This is a genomic window from Wolbachia endosymbiont of Ostrinia scapulalis (assembly GCF_023559145.1).
In the GTDB taxonomy this organism is placed as follows: Bacteria; Pseudomonadota; Alphaproteobacteria; order Rickettsiales; family Anaplasmataceae; genus Wolbachia.
In genome coordinates this window covers 1116791-1138924 of sequence record NZ_CP096926.1, presented here as the reverse complement: position 1 = coordinate 1138924, position 22134 = coordinate 1116791, and the positions used below count along the sequence as shown (strand labels likewise).

At 34.2% G+C, this 22134-nt stretch carries 19 protein-coding genes; 6 read left to right on the top strand and 13 right to left on the bottom strand.

The window, feature by feature from the left end; translation table 11 throughout:
• Positions 1–201: 201 nt before the first annotated feature.
• From uvrB to M1L26_RS05505, 8 genes are all read right to left on the bottom strand, one after another.
• Entirely contained in the window at positions 202–2136 is a 1935-nt protein-coding gene (gene uvrB, locus M1L26_RS05540) for an excinuclease ABC subunit UvrB (protein ID WP_250120107.1), read from the bottom strand.
• A gap of 86 nt (positions 2137–2222) precedes the next feature.
• Positions 2223–2984: a cytochrome c1 gene (locus tag M1L26_RS05535; protein ID WP_211907501.1), complete on the bottom strand. Its 762-nt coding sequence runs from the start codon at positions 2982–2984 to the stop codon at positions 2223–2225.
• Positions 2984–4210 (bottom strand): cytochrome b, encoded by a 1227-nt coding sequence (locus tag M1L26_RS05530; RefSeq protein ID WP_211907500.1) that lies wholly within the window; start codon positions 4208–4210, stop codon positions 2984–2986. The genes M1L26_RS05535 and M1L26_RS05530 overlap by 1 nt, the downstream gene beginning before the upstream one ends.
• 130 nt (positions 4211–4340) lie before the next feature.
• On the bottom strand, positions 4341–5513 hold the full coding sequence (locus M1L26_RS05525) for an ankyrin repeat domain-containing protein (RefSeq protein WP_250120106.1): 1173 nt from the start codon (positions 5511–5513) through the stop codon (positions 4341–4343).
• A 262-nt stretch (positions 5514–5775) separates the two neighbouring features.
• Positions 5776–6945 carry an ankyrin repeat domain-containing protein gene (locus M1L26_RS05520; protein WP_250120105.1) on the bottom strand — a complete coding sequence of 390 codons (1170 nt, stop codon included), beginning with the start codon at positions 6943–6945 and terminating at the stop codon, positions 5776–5778.
• Between the two features lie 259 nt (positions 6946–7204).
• Positions 7205–8245, bottom strand: coding sequence for an ankyrin repeat domain-containing protein (locus tag M1L26_RS05515; RefSeq protein WP_250120104.1), 1041 nt, complete (start codon positions 8243–8245; stop codon positions 7205–7207).
• A gap of 257 nt (positions 8246–8502) precedes the next feature.
• A complete protein-coding gene (locus M1L26_RS05510; RefSeq protein ID WP_250120103.1) occupies positions 8503–9582 on the bottom strand; it encodes an ankyrin repeat domain-containing protein in 1080 nt (359 codons plus the stop codon).
• 90 nt (positions 9583–9672) lie between these two features.
• The gene (locus M1L26_RS05505) at positions 9673–9924 is read right to left on the bottom strand and encodes a J domain-containing protein (protein WP_245609393.1); all 252 of its coding nucleotides are present in this window, start codon (positions 9922–9924) and stop codon (positions 9673–9675) included.
• Positions 9925–10093: 169 nt separating this feature from the next.
• Between M1L26_RS05505 and M1L26_RS05500 the strand changes: the two genes are divergently transcribed.
• Together M1L26_RS05500 and hisS are read left to right on the top strand one after the other, a co-directional pair.
• Positions 10094–10666 carry a NifU family protein gene (locus tag M1L26_RS05500; protein WP_211907497.1) on the top strand — a complete coding sequence of 191 codons (573 nt, stop codon included), beginning with the start codon at positions 10094–10096 and terminating at the stop codon, positions 10664–10666.
• The gene (gene hisS, locus M1L26_RS05495) at positions 10663–11886 is read left to right on the top strand and encodes a histidine--tRNA ligase (RefSeq protein ID WP_211907496.1); all 1224 of its coding nucleotides are present in this window, start codon (positions 10663–10665) and stop codon (positions 11884–11886) included. The genes M1L26_RS05500 and hisS overlap by 4 nt, the downstream gene beginning before the upstream one ends.
• On the opposite strand, the gene surE is transcribed toward hisS, so the two are convergent.
• Together surE and M1L26_RS05485 are read right to left on the bottom strand one after the other, a co-directional pair.
• Positions 11883–12653: a 5'/3'-nucleotidase SurE gene (gene surE / locus M1L26_RS05490; protein ID WP_250120102.1), complete on the bottom strand. Its 771-nt coding sequence runs from the start codon at positions 12651–12653 to the stop codon at positions 11883–11885. The genes hisS and surE overlap by 4 nt on opposite strands.
• Positions 12654–12855: 202 nt before the next feature.
• Positions 12856–14265, bottom strand: coding sequence for a hypothetical protein (locus M1L26_RS05485; protein ID WP_211907494.1), 1410 nt, complete (start codon positions 14263–14265; stop codon positions 12856–12858).
• Between the two features lie 145 nt (positions 14266–14410).
• Here M1L26_RS05485 and M1L26_RS05480 point away from each other — a divergent pair, with 145 nt between their 5' ends.
• Positions 14411–15685 (top strand): APC family permease, encoded by a 1275-nt coding sequence (locus M1L26_RS05480; protein WP_250120101.1) that lies wholly within the window; start codon positions 14411–14413, stop codon positions 15683–15685.
• Between the two features lie 70 nt (positions 15686–15755).
• Positions 15756–17042, top strand: coding sequence for an APC family permease (locus M1L26_RS05475; RefSeq protein ID WP_211907492.1), 1287 nt, complete (start codon positions 15756–15758; stop codon positions 17040–17042).
• A gap of 28 nt (positions 17043–17070) precedes the next feature.
• Here M1L26_RS05475 and M1L26_RS05470 read toward each other — a convergent pair whose 3' ends face one another.
• The gene (locus M1L26_RS05470) at positions 17071–17496 is read right to left on the bottom strand and encodes a hypothetical protein (RefSeq protein WP_250120100.1); all 426 of its coding nucleotides are present in this window, start codon (positions 17494–17496) and stop codon (positions 17071–17073) included.
• 137 nt (positions 17497–17633) lie between these two features.
• On the opposite strand from M1L26_RS05470, the gene M1L26_RS05465 reads away from it, so the two are divergent.
• Positions 17634–18662: an aspartate-semialdehyde dehydrogenase gene (locus M1L26_RS05465; RefSeq protein ID WP_211907490.1), complete on the top strand. Its 1029-nt coding sequence runs from the start codon at positions 17634–17636 to the stop codon at positions 18660–18662.
• A gap of 1 nt (position 18663) precedes the next feature.
• Here M1L26_RS05465 and M1L26_RS05460 read toward each other — a convergent pair whose 3' ends face one another.
• A complete protein-coding gene (locus tag M1L26_RS05460) occupies positions 18664–19740 on the bottom strand; it encodes a 5-(carboxyamino)imidazole ribonucleotide synthase (protein ID WP_250120437.1) in 1077 nt (358 codons plus the stop codon).
• 106 nt (positions 19741–19846) lie between these two features.
• On the opposite strand from M1L26_RS05460, the gene apaG reads away from it, so the two are divergent.
• On the top strand, positions 19847–20251 hold the full coding sequence (gene apaG, locus M1L26_RS05455) for a Co2+/Mg2+ efflux protein ApaG (protein ID WP_211907489.1): 405 nt from the start codon (positions 19847–19849) through the stop codon (positions 20249–20251).
• 202 nt (positions 20252–20453) lie between these two features.
• Here the strand turns inward: apaG and M1L26_RS05450 are convergent, their stop codons facing one another.
• A complete protein-coding gene (locus M1L26_RS05450; protein WP_250120099.1) occupies positions 20454–22052 on the bottom strand; it encodes an ABC transporter permease in 1599 nt (532 codons plus the stop codon).
• Between the last annotated feature and the right edge of the window lie 82 nt (positions 22053–22134).

Sequence of the window (22134 nt, the reverse complement as noted above, 5' to 3'; positions counted from 1 at the left end):
AATTTGTTGTGAGATTTAATTTGTTAGAGTTTGTACATAATCTCGAGAAAGAAATAAGTTCAACAATCATTACCTATAAGATAAAAGGTGAAAATTTGAAATTATCATGAACTGGCTCATTTTTCTGCCACCGAATGATGTTCTTTCAATTGTTGGTAAATCAAAGTCAGTTTAACTATTAATTATTTATCTTTTTTCTAGTTATGCAACGGGCCTATTATTAAATCTTTCAATAATACCTTTTATTTTTGCCGCCTCTTCAAACTCTAAATTTTCAGCATGCTTCAACATTTGCTTTTTCAGACTATTTAGATCATCCTGACTAAAATTCTCAACTACCACTTTTTCCTGTAAAGTATTTGATATAGGCTTTATTATAGTTTTTGGTACAATATTATGCAGTGTATTATGCTCTGTCTGTTTCTTTCTTCTCCTTTCAGTTTCTTTCAGTGCACGATCCATAGAATTAGTAATTTTGTCTGCATATAAAATTACTCTGCCCTCAACATTTCGTGCAGCACGACCTATCGTTTGAATGAGCGAAGTCTCTGATCGTAAAAACCCTTCTTTGTCAGCATCTAAAATTGCAACTAATCCACACTCGGGAATATCAAGACCTTCCCGCAACAAGTTAACGCCAACAAGAACATCTATTTCTTTAGATCTTAATTTGCATATAATTTCAATTCTTTCCAGTGCACCAATATCTGAATGTAGGTAAGTTACTTTCATACTGAGCTCACTCATATGCTCAGCTAGTTTTTCAGCCATTTTTTTTGTCAATGTGGTAATTAGAATACAAAACCCTTTTTTTATCGTCACTTGTGCCTCATGAATCACATCATCAACCTGACTCCCTGTTGGTTTTATGATGCAGATGGGATCTGTCAGTCCTGTTGGGCGGATAACTTGCTCTATAAATGCGTGATTAGTCTTTTCTAATTCATATTTTCCTGGAGTAGCCGAAACGTAAATAGTCTGTGGCCGTATTGCCTCCCACTCTTCCAATTTTAATGGACGGTTATCAAAAGCAGAAGGTAGCCTAAAACCATAATCTATCAATTTCTTTTTACGTGCTTCATTACCGCTATACATTGCACCTATCTGGGGAACGGTTACATGGCTTTCATCAACAAATAAAATTACATCTTTAGGTAAATACTCAAACAATGTAGGCGGTGGATCTCCAGCTTTCATTCCGTAAAGATAACGCGAATAATTTTCAATACCTTTACACACTCCCGTTGCCATCATCATTTCAATATCAAAATTAGTACGCTGCTCAAGGCGTTTTGCTTCAACAATTTTGTTCTGTGAATAGTAATAATCCAGGCGTTCATGTAGTTCTTTTTTAATCAATTGAACTGCTTGCAAAAGAGTCTCACGTGATGTAGTGTAATAGCTATTTGGAAAAATGGTGACTGTATCTATGCGTCTGATAATATTGCCGTTCATGGCATCAATCTCAGAAATTTCCTCTATTTCATCACCAAACAATGATAAACGCCAAGCTTTATTTTCATAATAGGCAGGAAATATATCAATAATATCGCCGCGCACTCTGAAATATCCTCGCTCAAATCTGACATCAGAACGTTTATATTGGAGATTAACTAAATTATTCAGAAAGTCATTAACATGAATCTTATCTCCAGCACTTAAAGTCAAGGTCATGCTGAGATAGCTCTCAGGCGAACCAAGACCGTATATACAAGAAACACTCGCAACTACAATCGTGTCCCTACGCTCCAAAAGAGAGCATATAGCAGAATAGCGTAGCATATCAATTCTTTTATTTATTAAAGAGTCTTTTTCAATATAAGTGTCTGTTTGTGGCGAATAAGCCTCAGGCTGATAATAATCATAATAAGAAATGAAGTATCCAACAGCATTGTGGGGGAAAAATCCTCTCATCTCCTCGTAAAGCTGTGCCGCTAAAGTTTTATTATGCGCCATAATTAACGCAGGCCTGTTTGTTCTTGCAATAACATTTGCCATAGTAAAAGTTTTTCCAGAGCCAGTTACTCCAAGTAAAACCTGATCTCTTTTTTTGTTATTTAGTCCTTCAACTAAACTATCTATTGCTTGTGGTTGATCCCCAGCTGGCTGAAAATTTGTAACTATTTGAAATGCCATAATCCCTATACTTTCATAATATATTTATCATTACATAATACACATGATATTATGAGTAAGGTATAAAAACGAGCGTAAATGAAGTTCTATTTTCCTTTTTTATAGAGTTGGCTCCAAACTCTATTGTTAGTGAGAACAAAAAATACCGTCAAAGTTATAAAATATGTCACTATTTTTAGCCCAAGTTTATGTCGGCGCTCCAGTTCTGGCTCTGCTGCCCATTGTAAGAAATTTACCACATCATATGCCATATTTTCAACTGTGGCTTGCCTTGTACCATCATATTCTACCATTCCTTCAGAGAGTGGTGGTGCCATAGCTAACCTGCCTGTTGAAAAATATGGATTAAAATATAAACCGTTCTCATCATGTTCACCGTTTTGATAACCAATTAGTAGTGAATAGACATAATTTGCACCATCATGTCTTGCTTTGACAATTAATGATAAGTCCGGTGGAATTGCTCCATTGTTGCTTGCTGCAGCTGCTTCTTTTGTATCAAAAGGTGCAATAAAATAATCCGAAGACACTCCCGGTCTATCAAACATTTCACCCAAATCATTCGGACCATCTTTAACTTGGTAAGAGGCTGCAATTTGTTTTACATCCTCTTCAGAAAAACCAACATCTTGCAAATTACGAAACGCTATTCTATTCATTGAATGGCAAGCAGCACAGACTTCCTTGTATACTTTATAGCCACGCTGAATTGACTCTCTATCGAAAGATCCAGTAATTCCATCAAAACTCCAGTCGATTTTCTTATTTGGTAAAGGTTTAAACTCCTCTGCAGACAAAGAATTAGTGAGAAATAATATACAAAATACAGCAACTTTAACCAACAGCATCACTTCATCTCCGGAACGGAATCGCTTATTGTTTTTGGTAATTTTTTTGGTTTCTCATACTTACTAAGTAAAGGTAAAACTATCACAAAATATGAAAAATAATAAAGAGTTGAGAGCCTACTTAAAGTAATATAAGGCTCTTTAACTTCCTGCCCCCCAAGCCAAGCAAGAAATGCAAAATTTATTGCAAAAACCCAAAAAAATTTCTTAAATAATGGGCGATAAGCACCACTTTTAACCTTTGATTTATCAAGCCAAGGCAAAAGAAACCAAACTAAAATAGATCCAAACATGGTAAGTACACCAATAAGCTTATTTGGAATTGAGCGCAACATCGCATAAAAAGGTAGGAAATACCACTCTGGTACTATGTGTACTGGAGTTACCATAGGATCAGCTTCTATATAATTATCAGGATGACCAAGATAATTAGGGGCATAAAAAACAAATCCAAACAAAATTATAAAAAATAAACCAAAAGTTATGCAGTCCTTTGCTATATAATAAGGATAAAAAGGAATAGTGTCCTTACCTGACCTTACTTCTATTCCACTTGGGTTATTAGAGCCAAATCTATGCAGAGCAACAACATGCAACATAGCTAAAGCAATAATAATGAAGGGCAGAAGATAATGAAGGGCAAAAAAACGATTAAGTGTTGGGTTATCAACGGAAAAACCACCCCACAACCATATAACTATTTTATTGCCAATTAAAGGTATGGCTGAAAATAAGTTAGTTATAACTGTTGCACCCCAAAAGCTCATTTGTCCCCATGGAAGAACATACCCCATAAAGGCAGTTGCCATCATTGCAAAAAATATAAATATGCCAATAAACCACACCATTTCTCGCGGTCTCTTATAAGATCCGTAATATAATCCACGCATGATATGAACATAGACCACCATAAAGAAGAGTGACGCCCCAACAGCATGAGTATAACGTATCAGCCATCCATAACTTACGTCACGCATTATACGCTCCACACTATTAAATGCATGATCAACATGCGGAGTGTAGTGCATGGCAAGAAATATACCTGTTATTATCTGCAAAATTAGTGCTATACCAGCCAAAGAACCAAAATTCCAAGCATAATTTAAATTTTTTGGTACTTGATAAGAAGCGGTATGTTTTAGAAAAGAAAATATAGGCAGTCTATACTCTATCCAACCTAATATACCTTTTTCTTCTGTTATTTCTTTCTTGCTATCATCTTCCATAACTTAAAGTTTTTTCATCTTAACTCATTTTATTGTAACAACTTACCTACAACGCACAATAAAAAGTTTAATTTAAATAATAGATTTCACGAAAACAAGCACTAAGACTTGAGTGCTTGTTTTAACTGATTTAGAGGGATTTTTGATGACATACACCTTTAGATATTGTTGAATTGCTTAATAAACTTCGAGGACATTGATCAAGTTTTTCAAACTCACTAATTACCATCTTAATATCCCTTTCTATAGCACTAACCTTTCTTTCTCTAATTTGCTCCAATGTCAAAAGTGAATCATCCAATGGTCTTGAATATTTCCTCCCGATAAACTTTCTGATTACCACGTCAGCTAGCAGAGCTGTTCCATTAAAATCAACTTGCGAAAAATCAATTGGGCTTCCAGTCAAATGTGCAACAGATTGCTGTGCGGGAGGTAAAGCAGGGGCACTCTGAAATAAGCTACTGAGTGCAGCAGTTGTTGAAGTTCCCATCCAACTAAATACACTATTAATAAAAGAAGAAGGCCTTACTGCACTGCTTGGTGCAGGATCTGGATTTACATTGATACTCTCTGCCTCTGCAGCAATTTCTTTTATCGTTTTACCTGGATAAAATAACTTAACATAATCTGATGGTGTCTCGTTCCTTATATTCTTAACATTATCAATATCAGCACCATTATCGTATAATAGCTTAATTATTTTTGGACGTTTTGAACTAATAGCCAAATATATAGGTGTTTGTCCCTGTTCGTTTTGAACATTGACATTAGCACGATATTCAATAAGAAGCTCAACTATTCTTGAGTAGTTTTTTTCAATAGCAGCATGTAGGCATGAATTTTGTGAATAAGCAAGAAGATCAAATTTGCCGTTTGGGCTAGCACCATGTTTAAGTAAGACCTCCACTTTTTCCGGACTATTCTTGTCTATAACCCAACCTACAAGAGTGCGTTTTTTATCAGCATATGAAAAATAACCACTAATGCTTGCTCCTTTATCGATTAGAAGCTCTATCATTTCTGTGGTGCCCTTTGTAACAGCATAGTATATAGGAGGCACACGAAAAAAGTCCTCAATATTAACATCTGCGCCATTCTCAATTAAAAACCTCATCATTTCTAAATCTTGTTTACTAACAGCAATCGATAAAGGTGAGTTACCATTTCTATCTTTAGAGTTAATAACATTAGTAGTATGTGTCTTTCCTTCTCTAATATACTTCTCAGCTTTTTGAAAATCATGTTCCTTTACTGCAGAACGTAGCCCGTCTCTCCATTTTTCAACTTCTGTTTTTGTAACCATAACCCCTCCTAAAGAGTAAAACTTTTGATTGTATATCACATAATTTATGCATATATATGTAAAGCTAAAGAAATTCCACAACGCAAGAGATTATTTATTTCATTGTGTATACCGTGCTACATTTAGTTTTTGTACAAAACGCTATAAGTTTCCTTAATTTACTTAAATTTCGTAGCAGCTTATTCCCAACATATAAGAGCTTAAACTTAAAGAGGATTATACGAAAATAAGCACTCAAGCTTGAGTGCTTATTTTAACTGATTTAAAGGGACTTTTGATGTATACCTTTAGATATCGTTAAATTGCTTAATGAACTTTCAGGACATTGATAAAGTTTTTTACACTTACTAAGTGCTGTCTCGAAGTTTTTTTCTATAGTGTTAAGCTTTCTTTCTCTAATTTCTTCTATTGTGAGAAGTGAATTGTCCAGTGTCCTTGAATATTTTTTTCCTGTGAACTTATTTATTGCTGCGGCAGTTAGCAGAATTATTCCATTACAATCAACTTGTGAAGAACTAATTGGGCTACCATCTAAGTGGTCAACAGATTGCTGTGCAGGAGGTAAAGCAGGAGCACTGCTGAATAAGTCGCTGAGTGTGTCAGTGGTTACCCAACTAAATATACTATTGATAAAAGAAGAAGGTTTTACTGCGCCGCTTGTGATGCTGCTAGCTTCTTTAAAATCTGCTCTGGTAGGAGTGGAGGAAGAGTTCACTGTGCTACTTGCCAAGTTTTTGGTATTACTAACTTCCAATTCTATCTTAATTGCTTTGGTAGGGGATAATTGAATACTCGCTGCACTACTTACCGAATCTGTGCCCTTGTTAGCGTCTAACCCTACCTTAATACCTGCTTTTATAGAAGTTAATTTTGCTTCACAGTCAGCTTCAGTAGCACTGCTCAATACAGATTCTATTTTTTGAATTTCACTACTACTACATTCATCTTTTCTAGCATTTCCAACAACATCTAATGCTGTTTTGCCGTAACGACTTTGAATACTAGCATCAGCACCTCTACAGAGTAGGAGTTTTACCATATCTAAATGACAATCATTAGATGCTAAGTACAAAGGTGTAAAGCCTTTATAATTTGTAGCATTGATGTTAGCATCACGATCAAGTAAAAACTTTGCTATTTCTAGTTTGTCATGTCTAGCAGCAATGTGCAAGGGAGTACTCAAATATCGATTACTAATAGTAGTATTAACATCAGCACCGCTGTTACATAAAAACTCTAATATCTTTAAATTACCCAAGAGAGTAGCATGATGTATAGGTTTCATATAGTATCTTTCATAATTCAAAACTTCATTTTTTATTTGTTTATACTCTATCTCTTTAATACATTCTTTAACTTTCTGAAAATCACCTCTGCTTATAGCAGAAACTAATTTTCTTCCTAAAATCTCAATTATTTTTTGTTTTTCCATCAAATACCTCCTAAAAGAGAATGCTCCCGGCTTTATATCATGCAACTTAATATGTGCAAGCAAAATTTACAGAGAAAAATTTCAATAATTAAAAATTAGGTCTTCAGCAATCTACCACGTTAACTTTTGTACAAAATATGCTGAGCTTCATTATTCAAATTTTTTTGCTCTTAATGAGAAGCAATCTGCTTTAGAAAAGGAAATAAGGGATAAGTTTTGTAAACTAAGCACTCGAATTAGAGTGCTTAGTTTAACTGATTTAAAGGGACTTTTGATGCATACCTTTAGATATCGTAAAATTACTTAATGAACTTTCAGGACATTGATAAAGTTTTTCACACTTACTAAGTGCTGTCTCGAAGTTTTTTTCTATAGTGTTAAGCTTTCTTTCTCTAACTTCTTCTATTGTGAGAAGTGAATCTTCTAGTAGGCTTGAGTATTTTTTCCCTGTGAACTTTCTGATCATTACATCAGTTAGTAGAGCTGTTCCATTAAAATCAACTTGTGAAGAACCAATTGGGCTACCATCTAAGTGGTCAACAGATTGCTGTGCAGAAGGTAAAGCAGGAGCACTGCTGAATAAGCTGCTGAGTGTGGCAGTGGTTACCCAACTAAGTATATTATTAATAAAAGAAGAAGGTTTTACTGTGCCGCTTAACACACTTGTACTATTATGATAGCTAGAGTGATTACTCGCTTCTATTACCTTAGGATTTGCTCTAGAAGCTAATGTCTGACAATTAACTTCTTTATCAGCGCATTCTAATATAAATATTATTTTTTGCCTTGTATTACTAATACATATAGATTTTGGATCATCTCCCACAACATCTAGTGGTATTCTACCACCCGCATCTCTTATATAAATATTAGCATCATGCTTGATAAGAAGTTCCACCATTGCCACTTGGCAATGGAAAGACGCTAAGTGCAAAGGCACCTTACCCATTATATCTTGCAAATTGATCTGAGCATAACGACTAAGTAGAAGCTGTCCTGCATCTTCTCTGCCATATTCAGCAGCGACGTGCAATGCAACTCTCAAACTTTCACTACTAGCAGCATTAACATCGGCGCCGTTATTAACCAAAAACCTCAATATCTTGAAGCTATTTTCTTTCACAGCAAAACTTATAGGTTTCATACCGTATTTTTCACCAATAAAAATCTGCTTTCTTAGGTTCATGTACGCTGCACTTCTGATACATATGTTAGCTTTTAGAAGACTATGCTCTTTTATGGCAATAAATAACTCATCTATGAAGTTCTCAGTTTTTATCTTTCCTTGCATCTCTTTCATCAAATACCTCCTAAAAGACAACGTTCCCGATTTTGTATCACACAATTTGATATATACAAGTGAAATTTATAGAAAAATTTCAATAATTAAAAATTAGGTCTTCAGCAATCTACCACGTTAACTTTTGTACAAAATATGCTGAGCTTCATTATTCAAATTTTTTTGCTCTTAATGAGAAGCAATCTGCTTTAGAAAAGGAAATAAGGGATAAGTTTTGTAAACTAAGCACTCGAATTAGAGTGCTTAGTTTAACTGATTTAAAGGGACTTTTGATGCATACCTTTAGATATCGTAAAATTGCTTAATGAACTTTCAGGACATTGATAAAGTTTTTCACAACTACTAATTGCCGTCTCGAGTTTTTTTTCTATAATAGAAAGTCTTGTCAGAGGTGGATTGTCCAGTAGCCTTGAATACTTTTTCCCTGTGAACTTTTTGACCACTACATCAACTAGTAGAGCTGTTGCATTAAAATCAACTTGTGAAGAACCAATTGGGCTACCAGCCAAGTGATCAACAGATTGCTGTGCAGGAAGTAAAGTAGGAGCACTGCTGAATAAGCCATTGAGTGTGGCAGTGGTTACCCAACTAAATATACTATTAATAAAAGAAAAAGGTTTTACTGCACTGCTTGGTGCAGGATCTGGAGTATCAACATCTTCCAATCCTATCTTAGTATTTGCCCTGGTGGAGGCTGAGAAAGGGTTCGCTGTACTACTTGCTGCATCTGGAGTATCAACAGCTTCTAATTCTAACTTAGTATTTATTCTAGCAGAGAGTAATAGTTCTGTACAATTATTTTTATGAAATTTTGATAAATCTAAGTATATTTTGCTCATGTCACAGCCATCACTGCAAAAACTTTCATAACCTGGTATAACCTCAAATGCCGTTTTGCCATTTGCATTTCTAATATTAACATTAATAATGTTATTATTGAGCAGAAGATTCGCGATATCTAATCGACAATAAAAAAAGGCTAAGTGTAAAGCTGTAAAACCTTGTATTACTTGGGAAGTGGTACTACTAGTACAATGATATATCATTTCTTTTATTTCTGTTTTGCTACTCATGGTAGTAACGTACGAGTAAGGAACAAGACATCCATCACTAACAGCATTAATATTAGCATTATTTTTAAGCAAAAACCGCACTATCTCTAAGCTACCTTTATAAACAGCAAGATGTATAGGTGCCATACCATCTTTTTTACCATTAATAATCTCTTTTTCTTTATTTATATATCTTGCCTTTTTAACATATCTTTTAACTTTCTTAATATTAAGCTCATCTATAGCCGCAAATAAATTCTTTCTCAATCTCTCAAGTTTTTTCATCAAATACCTCCTAAAGAATAATGTTTCCGGCTTTATATCATGCAACTTAATATGTACAAGCAAAATTTACAGAGAAAACAATGGTTAAAATTAGGTCTTCATCAACCTATCACGTGCTGCGTTTAACTTTTGTGCAAAATATTCCGATCCTCCCTTGTCTGGATGGACCAGTTTCATTAAATTTTGGTATGCCTTATTGATTTCATTTTGGCTTGCCTCGGAATTCAGCCCCAGTATTTTTAATGCTTCATCTTTGGACATATTATCACCAGTGTAATTTTTGGTGTAACTTTTACTGCTGTTAAATTCGTTCAAAAACTTACTTAATATAGAGTTCATCATAAAACTTATGTTATTTCTCTTTGCCAAAAAGAGAAAAAATACAACAACGCTAGGTAAAACAAACGTGATTATTGTGAATATCAAAAAAAGGAAGAAGATGAATGACATGTATATTTTTTTATCATTTTATGATTAAATAGTAACAATTATAATTGTCATGGTAAATAACATGTTTATCCAGATTGAAGAAACACCAAACCCAAACACGCTGAAATTTCTTCCTGGTTTTGAAATTCTGAGCGAAGGAGAAACAGCTGATTTTTCAAATGCAGATGAAATAAAGAACTCCAAACTAGCAGTAAATCTTTTTCAAATAGAACATGTTGTAAGAGTATTTTTTGGTCATGATTTTATTTCGGTAACAAAATCAGATAGAATGAATTGGGATATAGTAAAGGTGGAAATTTTAACTACAATTATGGATCACTTTACTTCTGGTGGAAAAGCATTTGATAAAGAAGGAGTAAGTGATAATAAAATGCTAGAGGAAGAATTCTTTAATGAAAATGATATAGAAATTGTAAATAGAATAAAAGAATTGATGGAAAGTTATATTAAACCTGCAGTTGCTCAAGATGGTGGTGATATCAAGTTCCGTGGCTATAAATACGGAATAGTTTACGTTGAACTGCAAGGAGCTTGCTCTGGGTGCCCAAGTGCTGCAATTACCTTAAAACAAGGAGTGCAGAATATGCTAAGCTATCACATACCAGAAGTTTCAGGTATAGAGACTATGCTATGACTAATCAAACAGTTAGAGGAACGAAAGATCTTCTGTTTGATGAATGGTATAAATTTAAATACATAGAGCAAACAGCAAATAGAATCTCAAGTTTATACGGCTTTTTAACTGTTCAAACTCCGATATTTGAATACACAGAAGTCTTTACAAAGACTTTAGGTGATAGCTCAGATATTATCACTAAAGAGATGTATACTTTTATTGATAAAGGGGGAAAGAGCATAACTCTGCGTCCTGAGTTCACTGCAGCTATTGTTAGGTTACTCATTGAAAAAAAACTGCAAACACCAATAAAATTATTCTCAACAGGACCTACATTCCGCTATGAAAGACCACAAAAAGGACGACAAAGACAATTTCATCAGATAAATTTTGAGGTTTTTGGTATAGAAGATCTAAGAGTTGATATTGAATTGATATCACTTGCTCAGCACCTACTAACTGAATTTGGCATCAATAGGAATGTAAAACTAGAAATTAATTCTTTGGGCGATGGTGAAACAATAACTAAATATAGAGAAGCTTTGATATCGTATTTAAAAAAGTTTCAAAATGACCTATCAGAAGATAGTCAAAATAGATTGATTAAAAATCCACTCAGAATATTAGACTCTAAGGATAAGACAGATAAAGAAATAATCTCTGACGCACCAAAAATCAGTGATTATTATACAAAAGAATCTTCATATTTCTTTGACCAGGTGTTAAATGGACTGCAAGCTCTTGGCATACCTTACACTGTAGATAGCAAATTAGTTCGAGGTCTAGACTATTATTGTCACACAGTATTTGAATTTGTCACAGAAGATTTAGGTGCACAAGGGGCAGTTTTTGCCGGTGGAAGATACGATAATCTAGTATCTTCAGTAGGTGGAAAACACACTCCAGCGATAGGATTTGCAGGAGGTATTGAACGCATAATGGAGTTAATCAATTATTCTCCGAAAGAAGAGCGACCTATTTACCTAATTCCAATTGGTAGAGAGGCTGGAGAACATGCTCTAACACTTGCAAATGAATTACGCAGGAATGGTTTATACGTAGCTTATGAACATAGTGGAACTCTAAAAACCCGAATGAAAAAAGCAAATCAAGCAAATGCAAAAGTTGTATTAATCTTTGGTGATGAAGAGCTAAGCAGTAAAACTTTAAAAATTAAAAACATGGACACGGGTGAAGAAAAAATGATTGCTCGCGATAAAATCGTAGAAAATATCTAATCAGAAGCAATAGGAGTGTTAGCTATAGAAGAAAATTCCTCTGCATAAGAATTTTTCATAGCATTTAATATATCATAATCTGTAAAATCTAATTTTATTGGTGTAATAGTAATAAAACCTCCTTTTATTTTATTTATACTACCATTGCCTGAGTGCTCTCGAGACCAATTTAAGCTCAAAGAACCATTCAAGTTTTCAGTAAAAGTTAAATCACCATCAATGTTATATTCACCTTGTTCAGCAAATTCGACCCCTTTCACTTTTTCTGTAGCAGGAAAATTTATACTCATCACTATATCTTTAGGCCAACCAACTTTCATTAGCTTGGCAATAACCTTTGGTGCAAAAATCTTTGTATTGTTCCAGTCTATTTTACCATGATAAACTTGGCTCAGCGCAATAGAAGGTATAGATCTTGCAGCACCTTCCATTGCAGCACCAATTGTGCCTGAATAACAAATATCATCTCCGACATTTGATCCAATATTTACTCCAGATAATATTAAGTCTGGTTTCTTATTCATAATTTTATTTAACGCGATAATAACACAATCTGCGGGAGTACCAGACACACTAAACTCCCTTTCACTATGTTGGTTTATTCTAATAGATTGTTTCACTGGGTAATCAAGAGATCTTGCAGATCCACTCCTGTCAGTATCTGGTGCCACTATCCATACTTCCGATGCAAAATTGTGTGCAATTTCTTTAAGTAGTCTTATTCCTTCACTGTCAAAACCATCATCATTTGTTATCAATATTATCATATTTAACACTCACCTATCAAAGTATACTAATGAGGTTTGAAGTTTCTTTTCATAACCATAACAAAGAACCTGCTACAAATCAATAAGAAAAAATTAGAAGGCGGCCAGATTGCCATCACCTAGGTTGCTGTGAGTTAATTGTAAATATCAATTTTAGCTTCACGCCTAACTCACAATCAAAATTTAGACAAGTCTTAGAGCTTTAAGCAGCAGAGAATCTTGTATGCCCTGCAAAAAATGCTTTCATCTTTTCAAGATAAGTAGATGGTTTTTCAGGGATTTCTATATTATCTATTACAGCACTTACTGCTTCCTTGATATCCTCATCTGTAATTAGTTCTTTCAATTTCTGCTTTATAGGACCCCTTCCAACTTCTTGGCCATATCTATTATAGTAATCGACATACAACTTATTAAAGACAAATTGCTTTGCCTCTTCCATCAACTTACCCATACTATCTTTTACTTCAGGATCCATACCATTCTCAAAGTAGAAATTGTTAAAATTATTCTTTAAAATCTTCATCTTTTTGCTTTCATAATGGTTGAGAAACTCTTCCGTAATGCTTGGCATTCTTTCGTATACTTGAGCATTTACCTCAACTGTAAAGTTATTTTTTGCTTCAAGGCAACTAAGCGAATAAATAATACGATTAAACATTCCAAGATGACATGCACCACTTCCTTCTTGTAAACGCATGAGTAACATGCATTTTAGTAAATCTACATCTAACTTTTGATTCTTGGCTGCAGCTAAAACTAAGTTTGCAGTTTGTGTTAGCGTTAATTCAGTTCTTGATTCTCTATAAGTTGCTCCATTGGAACCATTAAAGTTAAGATAAAGTTTTAATTGTTCTTTTTGATTCCCTGTCAACTCATCTGAATTATTTATGTAATCTTCAAACTCTTTATTGAGTACATTTGATTGATTCCCAAATTTCTGCTTTAAATCTTGAGCGCATTGGAGAATGCTATACTCAAAACTACTAGTATGGACGCTCTGACTGCCAGTACCTACATCACTTACATTAAACAAAAAGCTCATTTGCTTTACACTTAAACCCAGAGGCGAGAAGAGCTTTATTAATGGATACTTTATTAACTCAAGAAGTGCTACTGGGATCAATAATATAGTATTAATAAGCACTAAACATATTCTAAGACCCAACGCTCTACTATTTGATAATGTTCTGCTAAGCTCTGATATCTTCGATGAACAATACAAAAATGGTAATTGGATACAATATATTGAGTATATAGAAAAAAATAAAATCTTATCTTTCAACCCTATTGTCGGGTCATTATATACTTCAGAAAAAATGTTATCATCACTATTTTCATTTTTGAAAGATTGATAGCTACTTGTAATCTTTTCTGTAAAAATAGAACAGAGCTTATGCAGTCCGTAGCACAAAACACAAGTGGCAAGTAAAACTGCAAGTGTTCCAAAAGCAGCTAACACCTCACTTGAAGTTTTGGCAAGAAGGAATGCATAAAGCGCATCAATAAAGATCTCAAGTAAGTAGTCAAATAAAAAAATTGCTCCAATAGCAGCACCAACTAATAGAACATACCCACAAACAACCAAAAATGTTTTTAACCTCGGATTCATAAACCACTTCTTAATAACCTATTAATATACTCGTCATTATATGCTTAAATTAAAAAAATGCAAATTTTTATACAAAAAAGATCAATTGAAATTTTCGAGCTTCAGCTATATTGTTAATATATTCAGATAAAAATTAAACATTGTCGTGTCAAATAAAATAGGCTTTTTGGCTATTTTCGCCTTGGTGATCAGTAGCCAAATCGGCTCTGGAATTTTTATGCTCCCAATTAGCCTTGCACCATACGGCGCTTATAGCCTCATAAGCTGGGTTATATCAGGATTTGGTGCTATATCTCTTGCTTTAGTTTTTGCTTCACTCTGCGCAAAATTTCCAGAAACGGGTGGTCCTCATATTTATGTGAAACATGCCTTTGGCTCTACAGCAGCTTTTTTTGTTGGCTGGACATATTGGGTAAGCTCGTGGGTAAGCTCAACAGCTGTGACAATTGCAAGTATCGGTTATTTAGCCCCACTTTTTCATAATGATATACAAGATATACGTTTGCTTTTAGAAATAACATTGATTTTAGCTATTATGCTAATAAACTTAAGGGGAGTAACTACTGCTGGGCATGTTGAGCTTCTGCTGACCATTGTTAAAATTATTGCACTTCTCGCAATACCTATCGCAGGGTTGTTTTTCTTTGATAAAAATAATTTTATTGTAAGCGAGGAAGTATCAAACTTTACAATATCACAAACTCTTGCTCGTTCTACACTCCTTACTCTATGGTGTTTTATTGGACTTGAATCAGCAACAGCACCTGCAGGATCCGTCAATAATCCAGCTAAGACAATACCAAGAGCTATAGTGCTTGGAACAGTCTGTGTTGCTGTGATATATTTCATCAATAGTCTTTCAATTATGGGATTGATAAGTGGTAATGAACTAGCTAGTTCAAAAGCACCATATGTTGATGCGATAAAAATTATGTTTTCTGGTAATTGGCATTTAATTATTTCTGTTGTTGCCTTTATCGTTTCTGTAAGTAATTTAAATGCTTGGTTTTTAGCTGATGGACAGGTCACCTTAGGCCTTGCAAAAGACAAGTTAATGCCGCAATTTTTTGGCAAAAAAAATAAGCATGATGCTCCATTATGGGGAATAATACTCAGTACTTTGGGGGTGTTAGTTTTACTTATCCTAACGTCAAACAAAAGTTTTGCTGAGCAAGTAACTTCAATAATTGATATCTCTGTGGTGTCATTTTTGTTTATCTACTTAGCATGTAGCCTTGCTTTTCTCAAAGTTAATATACAAGACAAAAGCTACTGCAAATTTTTAATTGGAGGTGTGGCTGTATCTTTTTGCTGTTGGATAATATACGAGACTTCTATAAAAACATTGTTAATATCAAGTCTATTCCCTTTAAGCGGAACACTTATTTATCTACTTTGGTATCATAAACTAAAAACTTAACTTAAATTTTTTATTTGCTAAAATTCTTAAGCTATACTACTGGCTTACATTAATAGAATTAAGAGGTATTGTGTCAAATAAAATAGGTTTTTGGGCTGTTTTTGCTTTAGTCATTAGTAGTCAGATCGGCTCTGGGGTTTTTATGCTTCCAATTAGCCTTGCTCCATATGGCGCTTATAGCCTTATAAGTTGGATGATATCAGGAGCTGGTGCTGTGTCTCTTGCGCTAGTTTTTGCTACGCTATGTGCAAAGTTTCCAGAAACAGGAGGTCCTCACGTTTATGTGAAACATACTTTTGGTCCTGCTGCAGCGTTCTTTGTTGGTTGGACATATTGGGTAATCTCATGGGTTAGTACAACAGCTTTAATAGTTGTGGGTGTTGGCTATCTTACACCATTTTTCCATGAAGATATCAAAAGTATACGTTTATTTTTAGAGCTGTTGTTATTTACAATCATTACATTAATAAATTTAAGGGGAATAGCTACTGCAGGGCACGTTGAGTTTCTGCTCACGGTTGTGAAGGTTGCTGTATTGCTTGCAATACCTGTAGCAGCGTTGTTTTTTTTCGATAGAAATAATTTTATCATAAGTGAAGAAATATTAAGTCTTACAACATCGCAAATTCTTGCCCGCTCTACACTCCTTACTTTATGGTGTTTTATTGGACTTGAATTGGCAACAGCACCTGCAGGGTCAGTTGATAATCCAGCTAAAACTATACCAAAAGCTGTGGTGCTTGGCACAGTTTGTGTTGCTGTTATATATTTTATCAACAATTTTGCAATTATGGGATTGATCAATGGCAACAATTTAGCAAGTTCAAGAGCACCATATGTTGATGCGATAAAAATTATGTTTTCTGGTAATTGGCATTTAATTGTTTCTATAGTTGCATTCATTTTTTGTGTTGGCAGTCTAAACGCTTGGGTTTTATCTAGTGGACAAGTTGCTTTTGGTCTTGCAGAAGATAGACTAATGCCAAAATTCTTTGCTAAAAGGAACAAGCATGGCTCTCCTTTTTGGGGAATAACAGTTAGTTCAATTGGAACTGCAATTTTACTAATTCTCACTTCAAACAACAATTTTGCCCAGCAGATTACGTCGATTATTGACTTTTCTGTAATTTCATTTTTGTTCGTTTATCTTGCGTGCTGTTTTGCCTTTCTAAAGGTTATTATACAGGAGAGGAGTTGTTATAAGCTTTTAATTGGTAGCATAGCAACAACCTTTTGTTGTTGGGTGATATTAGAAACCCCTGTAGGTACTCTGCTGATTTCGAGCCTGTTCACTGCAAGTGGCATACCCATTTATTTATTTTGGTACTGCAAAACTTCTGTGCAACAAATTCAGTAGTGAGAGATACACTGTAAATGGTTAATATTTATGGGCCAAGATTTTTTTTCTCTTTATCTACTTGTTCAATATTACCATTCTCAAGTTTGCTACCTACTTCTTCTGTGCATTTATTATCTATGTAGATCTCATTTTTTGCTTTATTAGAAAGACCTATTTGCGATTGCAGTTTTTTATACTCTTCTTTTTCAGGCGTGAAAATTTTCACTAAAAATCTTCCCATTATTGGTATTGAACTTAAAAAATCTCTTAATCCAAAAGATTCTTGCTTCTTGTTTGAAAGATGCTGGTCTATCTTAGAAATTTTCACACCATACTTTTTATCATCAAAATTTATCGCTGTCTTGCTTTTTTTCGAAAGAACATTTTGAATCTCTAATCTATTGACTTTTTCAGGCTTTTGAAATTCAGATACTGTAGGTTTGACCTTAGTGTCATCATGTTTTTTACTCATTTCATTCTACCATGCAATATTACTAGTATCTTATAATTATAACTAAATTATGGTTAATTGCAAGGGAAAAATATTAAAGTAATTGTAAATTTTATCAGTAAAAATATAATATAGCTTTAAAGTCAGAGGTTTATCTAATGGGATATAAAATTGCTGTTATTGGAGCAACAGGAAGAGTAGGGCGTGAGGTATTAAGCGCGCTTGCCGAGTTTCAAGACGAAGGAAAAATTTCAATAGATTCTGTTATTGTATTTGCATCAAAAAAATCAGAGGGAAAAAAGGTAAGTTTCGGCGATGAAGAATTAACTGTCTTAGACCTTGAGAACTACGATTTTGTTGGAATTAATATAGCAATTTTCTGTGCTGGGTCTCATGTTTCCGAGAGATACGTACCGATTGCAACTGAAGCTGGATGTATTGTCGTAGATAATACCTCTCGTTTTAGGATGAAAGAAGGCGTGCCACTAGTTATTCCAGAGATCAATAAAGATAAAATTACGGAATATAAGAATCACAACATAATATCTAACCCAAATTGTACTACAATACAGATGTTGTTGGCATTGCATTTATTGCACCAAAAAGCAAAAATAAAGAGAATCGTTGCTTCAACTTATCAATCAACTTCTGGTGCAGGTAAAGCAGCAATGGATGAACTCTACAACCAGACAAAAAAAATATTCATGAACGAAGCTAAAAAATCTGAAATATTTCCTAAGCAAATAGCATTTAATTGCATTCCCCATATAGGAGGGTTCATGGAAGATGGCTCTACAGAAGAGGAATGGAAAATGCAAGAGGAAACAAAAAAAATTTTAGGAGAGAATATAAAAGTGACTACAACTTGTGTAAGAGTGCCTGTCTTTATTGGACACGCTATTGCGGTAAATGTAGAATTTGATCAGCATATAACTGAAAAGGAAGCTCGTGAAATGCTCAGTGAAGCCGAAGATAGTGGAATTTTAGTGTACGATAGGCGTGAAGACGGTGAATATACGACTCAGATTGATACTGTACAGGAGGATGCTGTATATGTATCGCGTATCAGACAAGACAGTACCATAAAATATGGACTCAATATGTGGATAGTAGCTGATAATCTACGCAAAGGTGCAGCACTAAATATAGTGCAGATCTTGGAGATCTTGATCAAAGAGCATTTATAGCTCAATAACTTAAATCTATATTGACATGTCCCATTTTACGCTTGTCCCTAACCTCTTTTTTCCCATATCTGGTTAAACTAGCTTTTTCGTTGCTCAAATATTTGTGAGAATTATATATATCATTACCTATTATATTTTTTGTCATGCAAGGAAAGCGTAATACTACTTCCTGCATAGATAGCCCGCATATTATCCTAACTAGCTGCTCGAATTGACTAACGTTGCATGCATCCAAGCTCCAGTGGCAAGAATTGTGGGGTCTTGGGGCCAGTTCATTAACTAGTAATTCATGATTTTGAGTGATGAAAAATTCAATAGCTAGAATTCCTACTACATCAAGCGCAGTTACTATTTTCTCTGCAGTTTTTTGTACCTCTTGGGCTAATTTATTATCTATTTTAGCTGGTGCTATTGAAGTATTAAGTATTCCGTCAACGTGGTGATTCTCTGCTATGGGAAAAAAAGCTACTTTACCGTTTTTATCTCTTGCAACGACTATTGAAACCTCTTTCAGTAAATCAACACTTGCTTCAAGAATGTACTCTTTATTCCAATCGAAGGAAGCAAATTGCTTCAGTTCAGAATCATTTTCAATCACATATTGTCCTTTTCCATCATAACCCATTTCTGTTGTTTTTAGCCTCACTGGATAGCTAAAAGTTTCACTACTTTCTAGTAGCTGATTATAATTTTGTATACTTTTGTAATCAGCAGTTTTTATGCTTAAATCTCTAATAAAATCTTTCTCTCTCAGCCTATTTTGCGAAATGTGTAATGCCTTTTTGCCTGGATAAAAATCTGTATGCTGCGACACAATATCAATTGCACTACATGGAATATTTTCAGACTCAATAGTGACTAAATCCACACTCTGTGCAAAAGATTCAAGTGCTCTCTTATCACAGAAGTCTGCTATTGTTAAGTCATCAGCAACAGAACAAGCTGGATCGTTTTTAGCACTGGCAAAAATATGCGTTTTGTGCCCAAGTTTTATTGCAGCGATAGCAGTCATTTTACCCAATTGCCCACTTCCTATTATTCCTATCACTTTTTTATCCAGTGGATCTGTTTTGTTCATCATGTAAATTAATACTTCCTAGTTAGAGTACGATAATATGCTTGGAAAATCCATGAAAAAAGTGTATAATTGAAGTGTGTTAAATTTTTATCATGAACACTTTACGATGACCATGAAATACACACTTATTACTAATTCTGTTGAAGTTACAGTTTTGCCAATTTACATTGAAGAGCAATCCATTCCTTATGAAAATTGTTACGTATGGATGTATAATGTTAAGATAAAAAATAAAAGCTCATCAACCATTCAATTATTAAGTCGCTATTGGCGAATAATAGATCATAAGGGCAAAATAAATGAAATTGCCGGATTTGGTGTTATTGGAGAACAACCTGTAATAAAATCTGGAGAGGTATTCAAATATACAAGTGGAACATACTTAAATACACCATCAGGAATAATGCAGGGTAAATATGAATTTCTGAACGAAGAGAGCATAAAAACCTTTGATGTTATGGTACCACCCTTTTCCTTAGATAGTCCATACGTTAACACTAGACCTCATTGATCATCAAGATAGTGTATTTGTTTAAGTGCATCTGAAACCAGTGCTTCTTGTTTTGTCATTTGAGCTTCCATAATGTCATCCGAGTAGCTGATACTGAGATCCAACTAAGTTGATAAACACGAAAGCACTGACCATTTGCTTCTATAGTTGTCTTTTTTCGTCTATCTTATTTTGTTACTCTGCTGAACAGATGCAAAATAGTTTATTTTTGATTCTTATCATCAAGTGTGAATAAGATTATTGTAGAGGTTAAACCTATAATAACTATCATTAACGAAAATGGGGCAGCTTCTCTGTAACGCTCATCGCTGACAAGTTCATATACTCTAGTTGATATAGTTTCAAAATTAAATGGTCTGATAATTAGTGTTGCCGTGAGTTCTTTTACCGTATCCATAAACACGAGCAGAAATCCCGATAGTATGCTTTTCTTGATAAGGGGAATATGAATATTCAGGCACGTGGAAATAGGCCCATGACCCATAGTATATGCAGTCCATTCAATTTCATTTGGTGTTTTTTTGAGTCCCGACTCTATCGCCTTGAAAGATATAGCAAAAAAACGAAATAAATATGAGTAAACTAATGCGCCAATAGTTCCTACCAAGCTAATTTCTACAATATATTGAGTAATGAAAGAAGATATTCTGCTTAAAAATATTATTATGCTAATCGCAATAATTGCATTTGGAATTGCATATCCAAGAGAAATGAGACGTGCTATATTGCTTATTACCTTATTTTTACGTGCTGTATATCCAATAATTATTGCAATGCTGATCGAGATTAGCGCGGTAATAAATGATAAACTAATACTGTTTGTTATTATATTGTAAAATCTTGCTTCGTATATGAAAAAGCCTTTCTCTATGCTCCAATATATAAGTGGAATCATTGGTAAAATAAAGCCTATTAATATCGGCAATAAACACATAAGATAAGAAAAGATCAACAATATAGAACCGTTTATACTACGTTTATTGTGATAATCTTCATTAGTATTGATTGAAGAGTAAGATATTTCTCTTTTTTGTAGTTTTTTCTCGATAACTATTAGTGTTGCAACGAAAATCAGTTCTGCAACTGCCAAAACAGTAGTTGAATATTTGTCATGCAATAAAAACCAAGTACGGTATATTCCTGTCGTGAAAGTATCGATAGCAAGAAACTGTGGTGTGCCGAAATCTGTAATTACTTCCATTAGTACCAAGGATAACCCAGCTATAATTGATGGACGTATGGAGGGTATGATGACAGAAAACAGACTCTGTAATGAGGAGAACCCAAGTGTTGATGCAATAGTGACTGAGTTACTAACGCTCTTTAGACTTGAGCGGACCAACATATAAACGTATGGATATAGACTAAATCCCATTACTAATATTCCACCACCTAGGGATTTGATCTCGGGAAACCAATAGTCACCTTTGCCCAATTGAAAAGTATCTCTTAACAAGCTCTGAATCGGACCTGAAAACTCTAGCGTATTTACATAAACAAACGATACTATATATCCAGGAATTGATATCGGAAAGAATAAGGCAATCTCAAAAATTCTACTTCCGGGAAACGAAAAAAATGTAGTAAGCCAAGCTGGAATTACTCCAAATATAAAGGATATTAACCCTACTCCTACCATCAAAATTAACGTATTGAGTATATATTCAGTAAAAAGTCTACTAATTACCCATCCAGAGTTTGCTGATTCTGTAAATAGAATCGATATTAACGATAGTATAGGGCAGACAAATAATACACTTACTAAAAACAAGAATATATTTTTAAATACTCTCAGAAACATTAACTTGAATCTATATTTGATATTAAAATGTTATATGCAAAAACTAAAGATATCCAGTAATTAACAGCCGTCCTATTGAATA

What these genes read in the sequence shown, in the direction of transcription:
- uvrB (WP_250120107.1), bottom strand. Translation starts at nt 2,136, where the DNA reads ATGGCATTTCAAATAGTTACAAATTTTCAGCCAGCTGGGGATCAACCA.
- M1L26_RS05535 (WP_211907501.1), bottom strand. Translation starts at nt 2,984, where the DNA reads ATGCTGTTGGTTAAAGTTGCTGTATTTTGTATATTATTTCTCACTAAT.
- M1L26_RS05530 (WP_211907500.1), bottom strand. Translation starts at nt 4,210, where the DNA reads ATGGAAGATGATAGCAAGAAAGAAATAACAGAAGAAAAAGGTATATTA.
- M1L26_RS05525 (WP_250120106.1), bottom strand. Translation starts at nt 5,513, where the DNA reads ATGGTTACAAAAACAGAAGTTGAAAAATGGAGAGACGGGCTACGTTCT.
- M1L26_RS05520 (WP_250120105.1), bottom strand. Translation starts at nt 6,945, where the DNA reads ATGGAAAAACAAAAAATAATTGAGATTTTAGGAAGAAAATTAGTTTCT.
- M1L26_RS05515 (WP_250120104.1), bottom strand. Translation starts at nt 8,245, where the DNA reads ATGAAAGAGATGCAAGGAAAGATAAAAACTGAGAACTTCATAGATGAG.
- M1L26_RS05510 (WP_250120103.1), bottom strand. Translation starts at nt 9,582, where the DNA reads ATGAAAAAACTTGAGAGATTGAGAAAGAATTTATTTGCGGCTATAGAT.
- M1L26_RS05505 (WP_245609393.1), bottom strand. Translation starts at nt 9,924, where the DNA reads ATGATGAACTCTATATTAAGTAAGTTTTTGAACGAATTTAACAGCAGT.
- M1L26_RS05500 (WP_211907497.1), top strand. Translation starts at nt 10,094, where the DNA reads ATGTTTATCCAGATTGAAGAAACACCAAACCCAAACACGCTGAAATTT.
- hisS (WP_211907496.1), top strand. Translation starts at nt 10,663, where the DNA reads ATGACTAATCAAACAGTTAGAGGAACGAAAGATCTTCTGTTTGATGAA.
- surE (WP_250120102.1), bottom strand. Translation starts at nt 12,653, where the DNA reads ATGATAATATTGATAACAAATGATGATGGTTTTGACAGTGAAGGAATA.
- M1L26_RS05485 (WP_211907494.1), bottom strand. Translation starts at nt 14,265, where the DNA reads ATGAATCCGAGGTTAAAAACATTTTTGGTTGTTTGTGGGTATGTTCTA.
- M1L26_RS05470 (WP_250120100.1), bottom strand. Translation starts at nt 17,496, where the DNA reads ATGAGTAAAAAACATGATGACACTAAGGTCAAACCTACAGTATCTGAA.
- M1L26_RS05465 (WP_211907490.1), top strand. Translation starts at nt 17,634, where the DNA reads ATGGGATATAAAATTGCTGTTATTGGAGCAACAGGAAGAGTAGGGCGT.
- M1L26_RS05460 (WP_250120437.1), bottom strand. Translation starts at nt 19,740, where the DNA reads ATGAACAAAACAGATCCACTGGATAAAAAAGTGATAGGAATAATAGGA.
- apaG (WP_211907489.1), top strand. Translation starts at nt 19,847, where the DNA reads ATGACCATGAAATACACACTTATTACTAATTCTGTTGAAGTTACAGTT.
- M1L26_RS05450 (WP_250120099.1), bottom strand. Translation starts at nt 22,052, where the DNA reads ATGTTTCTGAGAGTATTTAAAAATATATTCTTGTTTTTAGTAAGTGTA.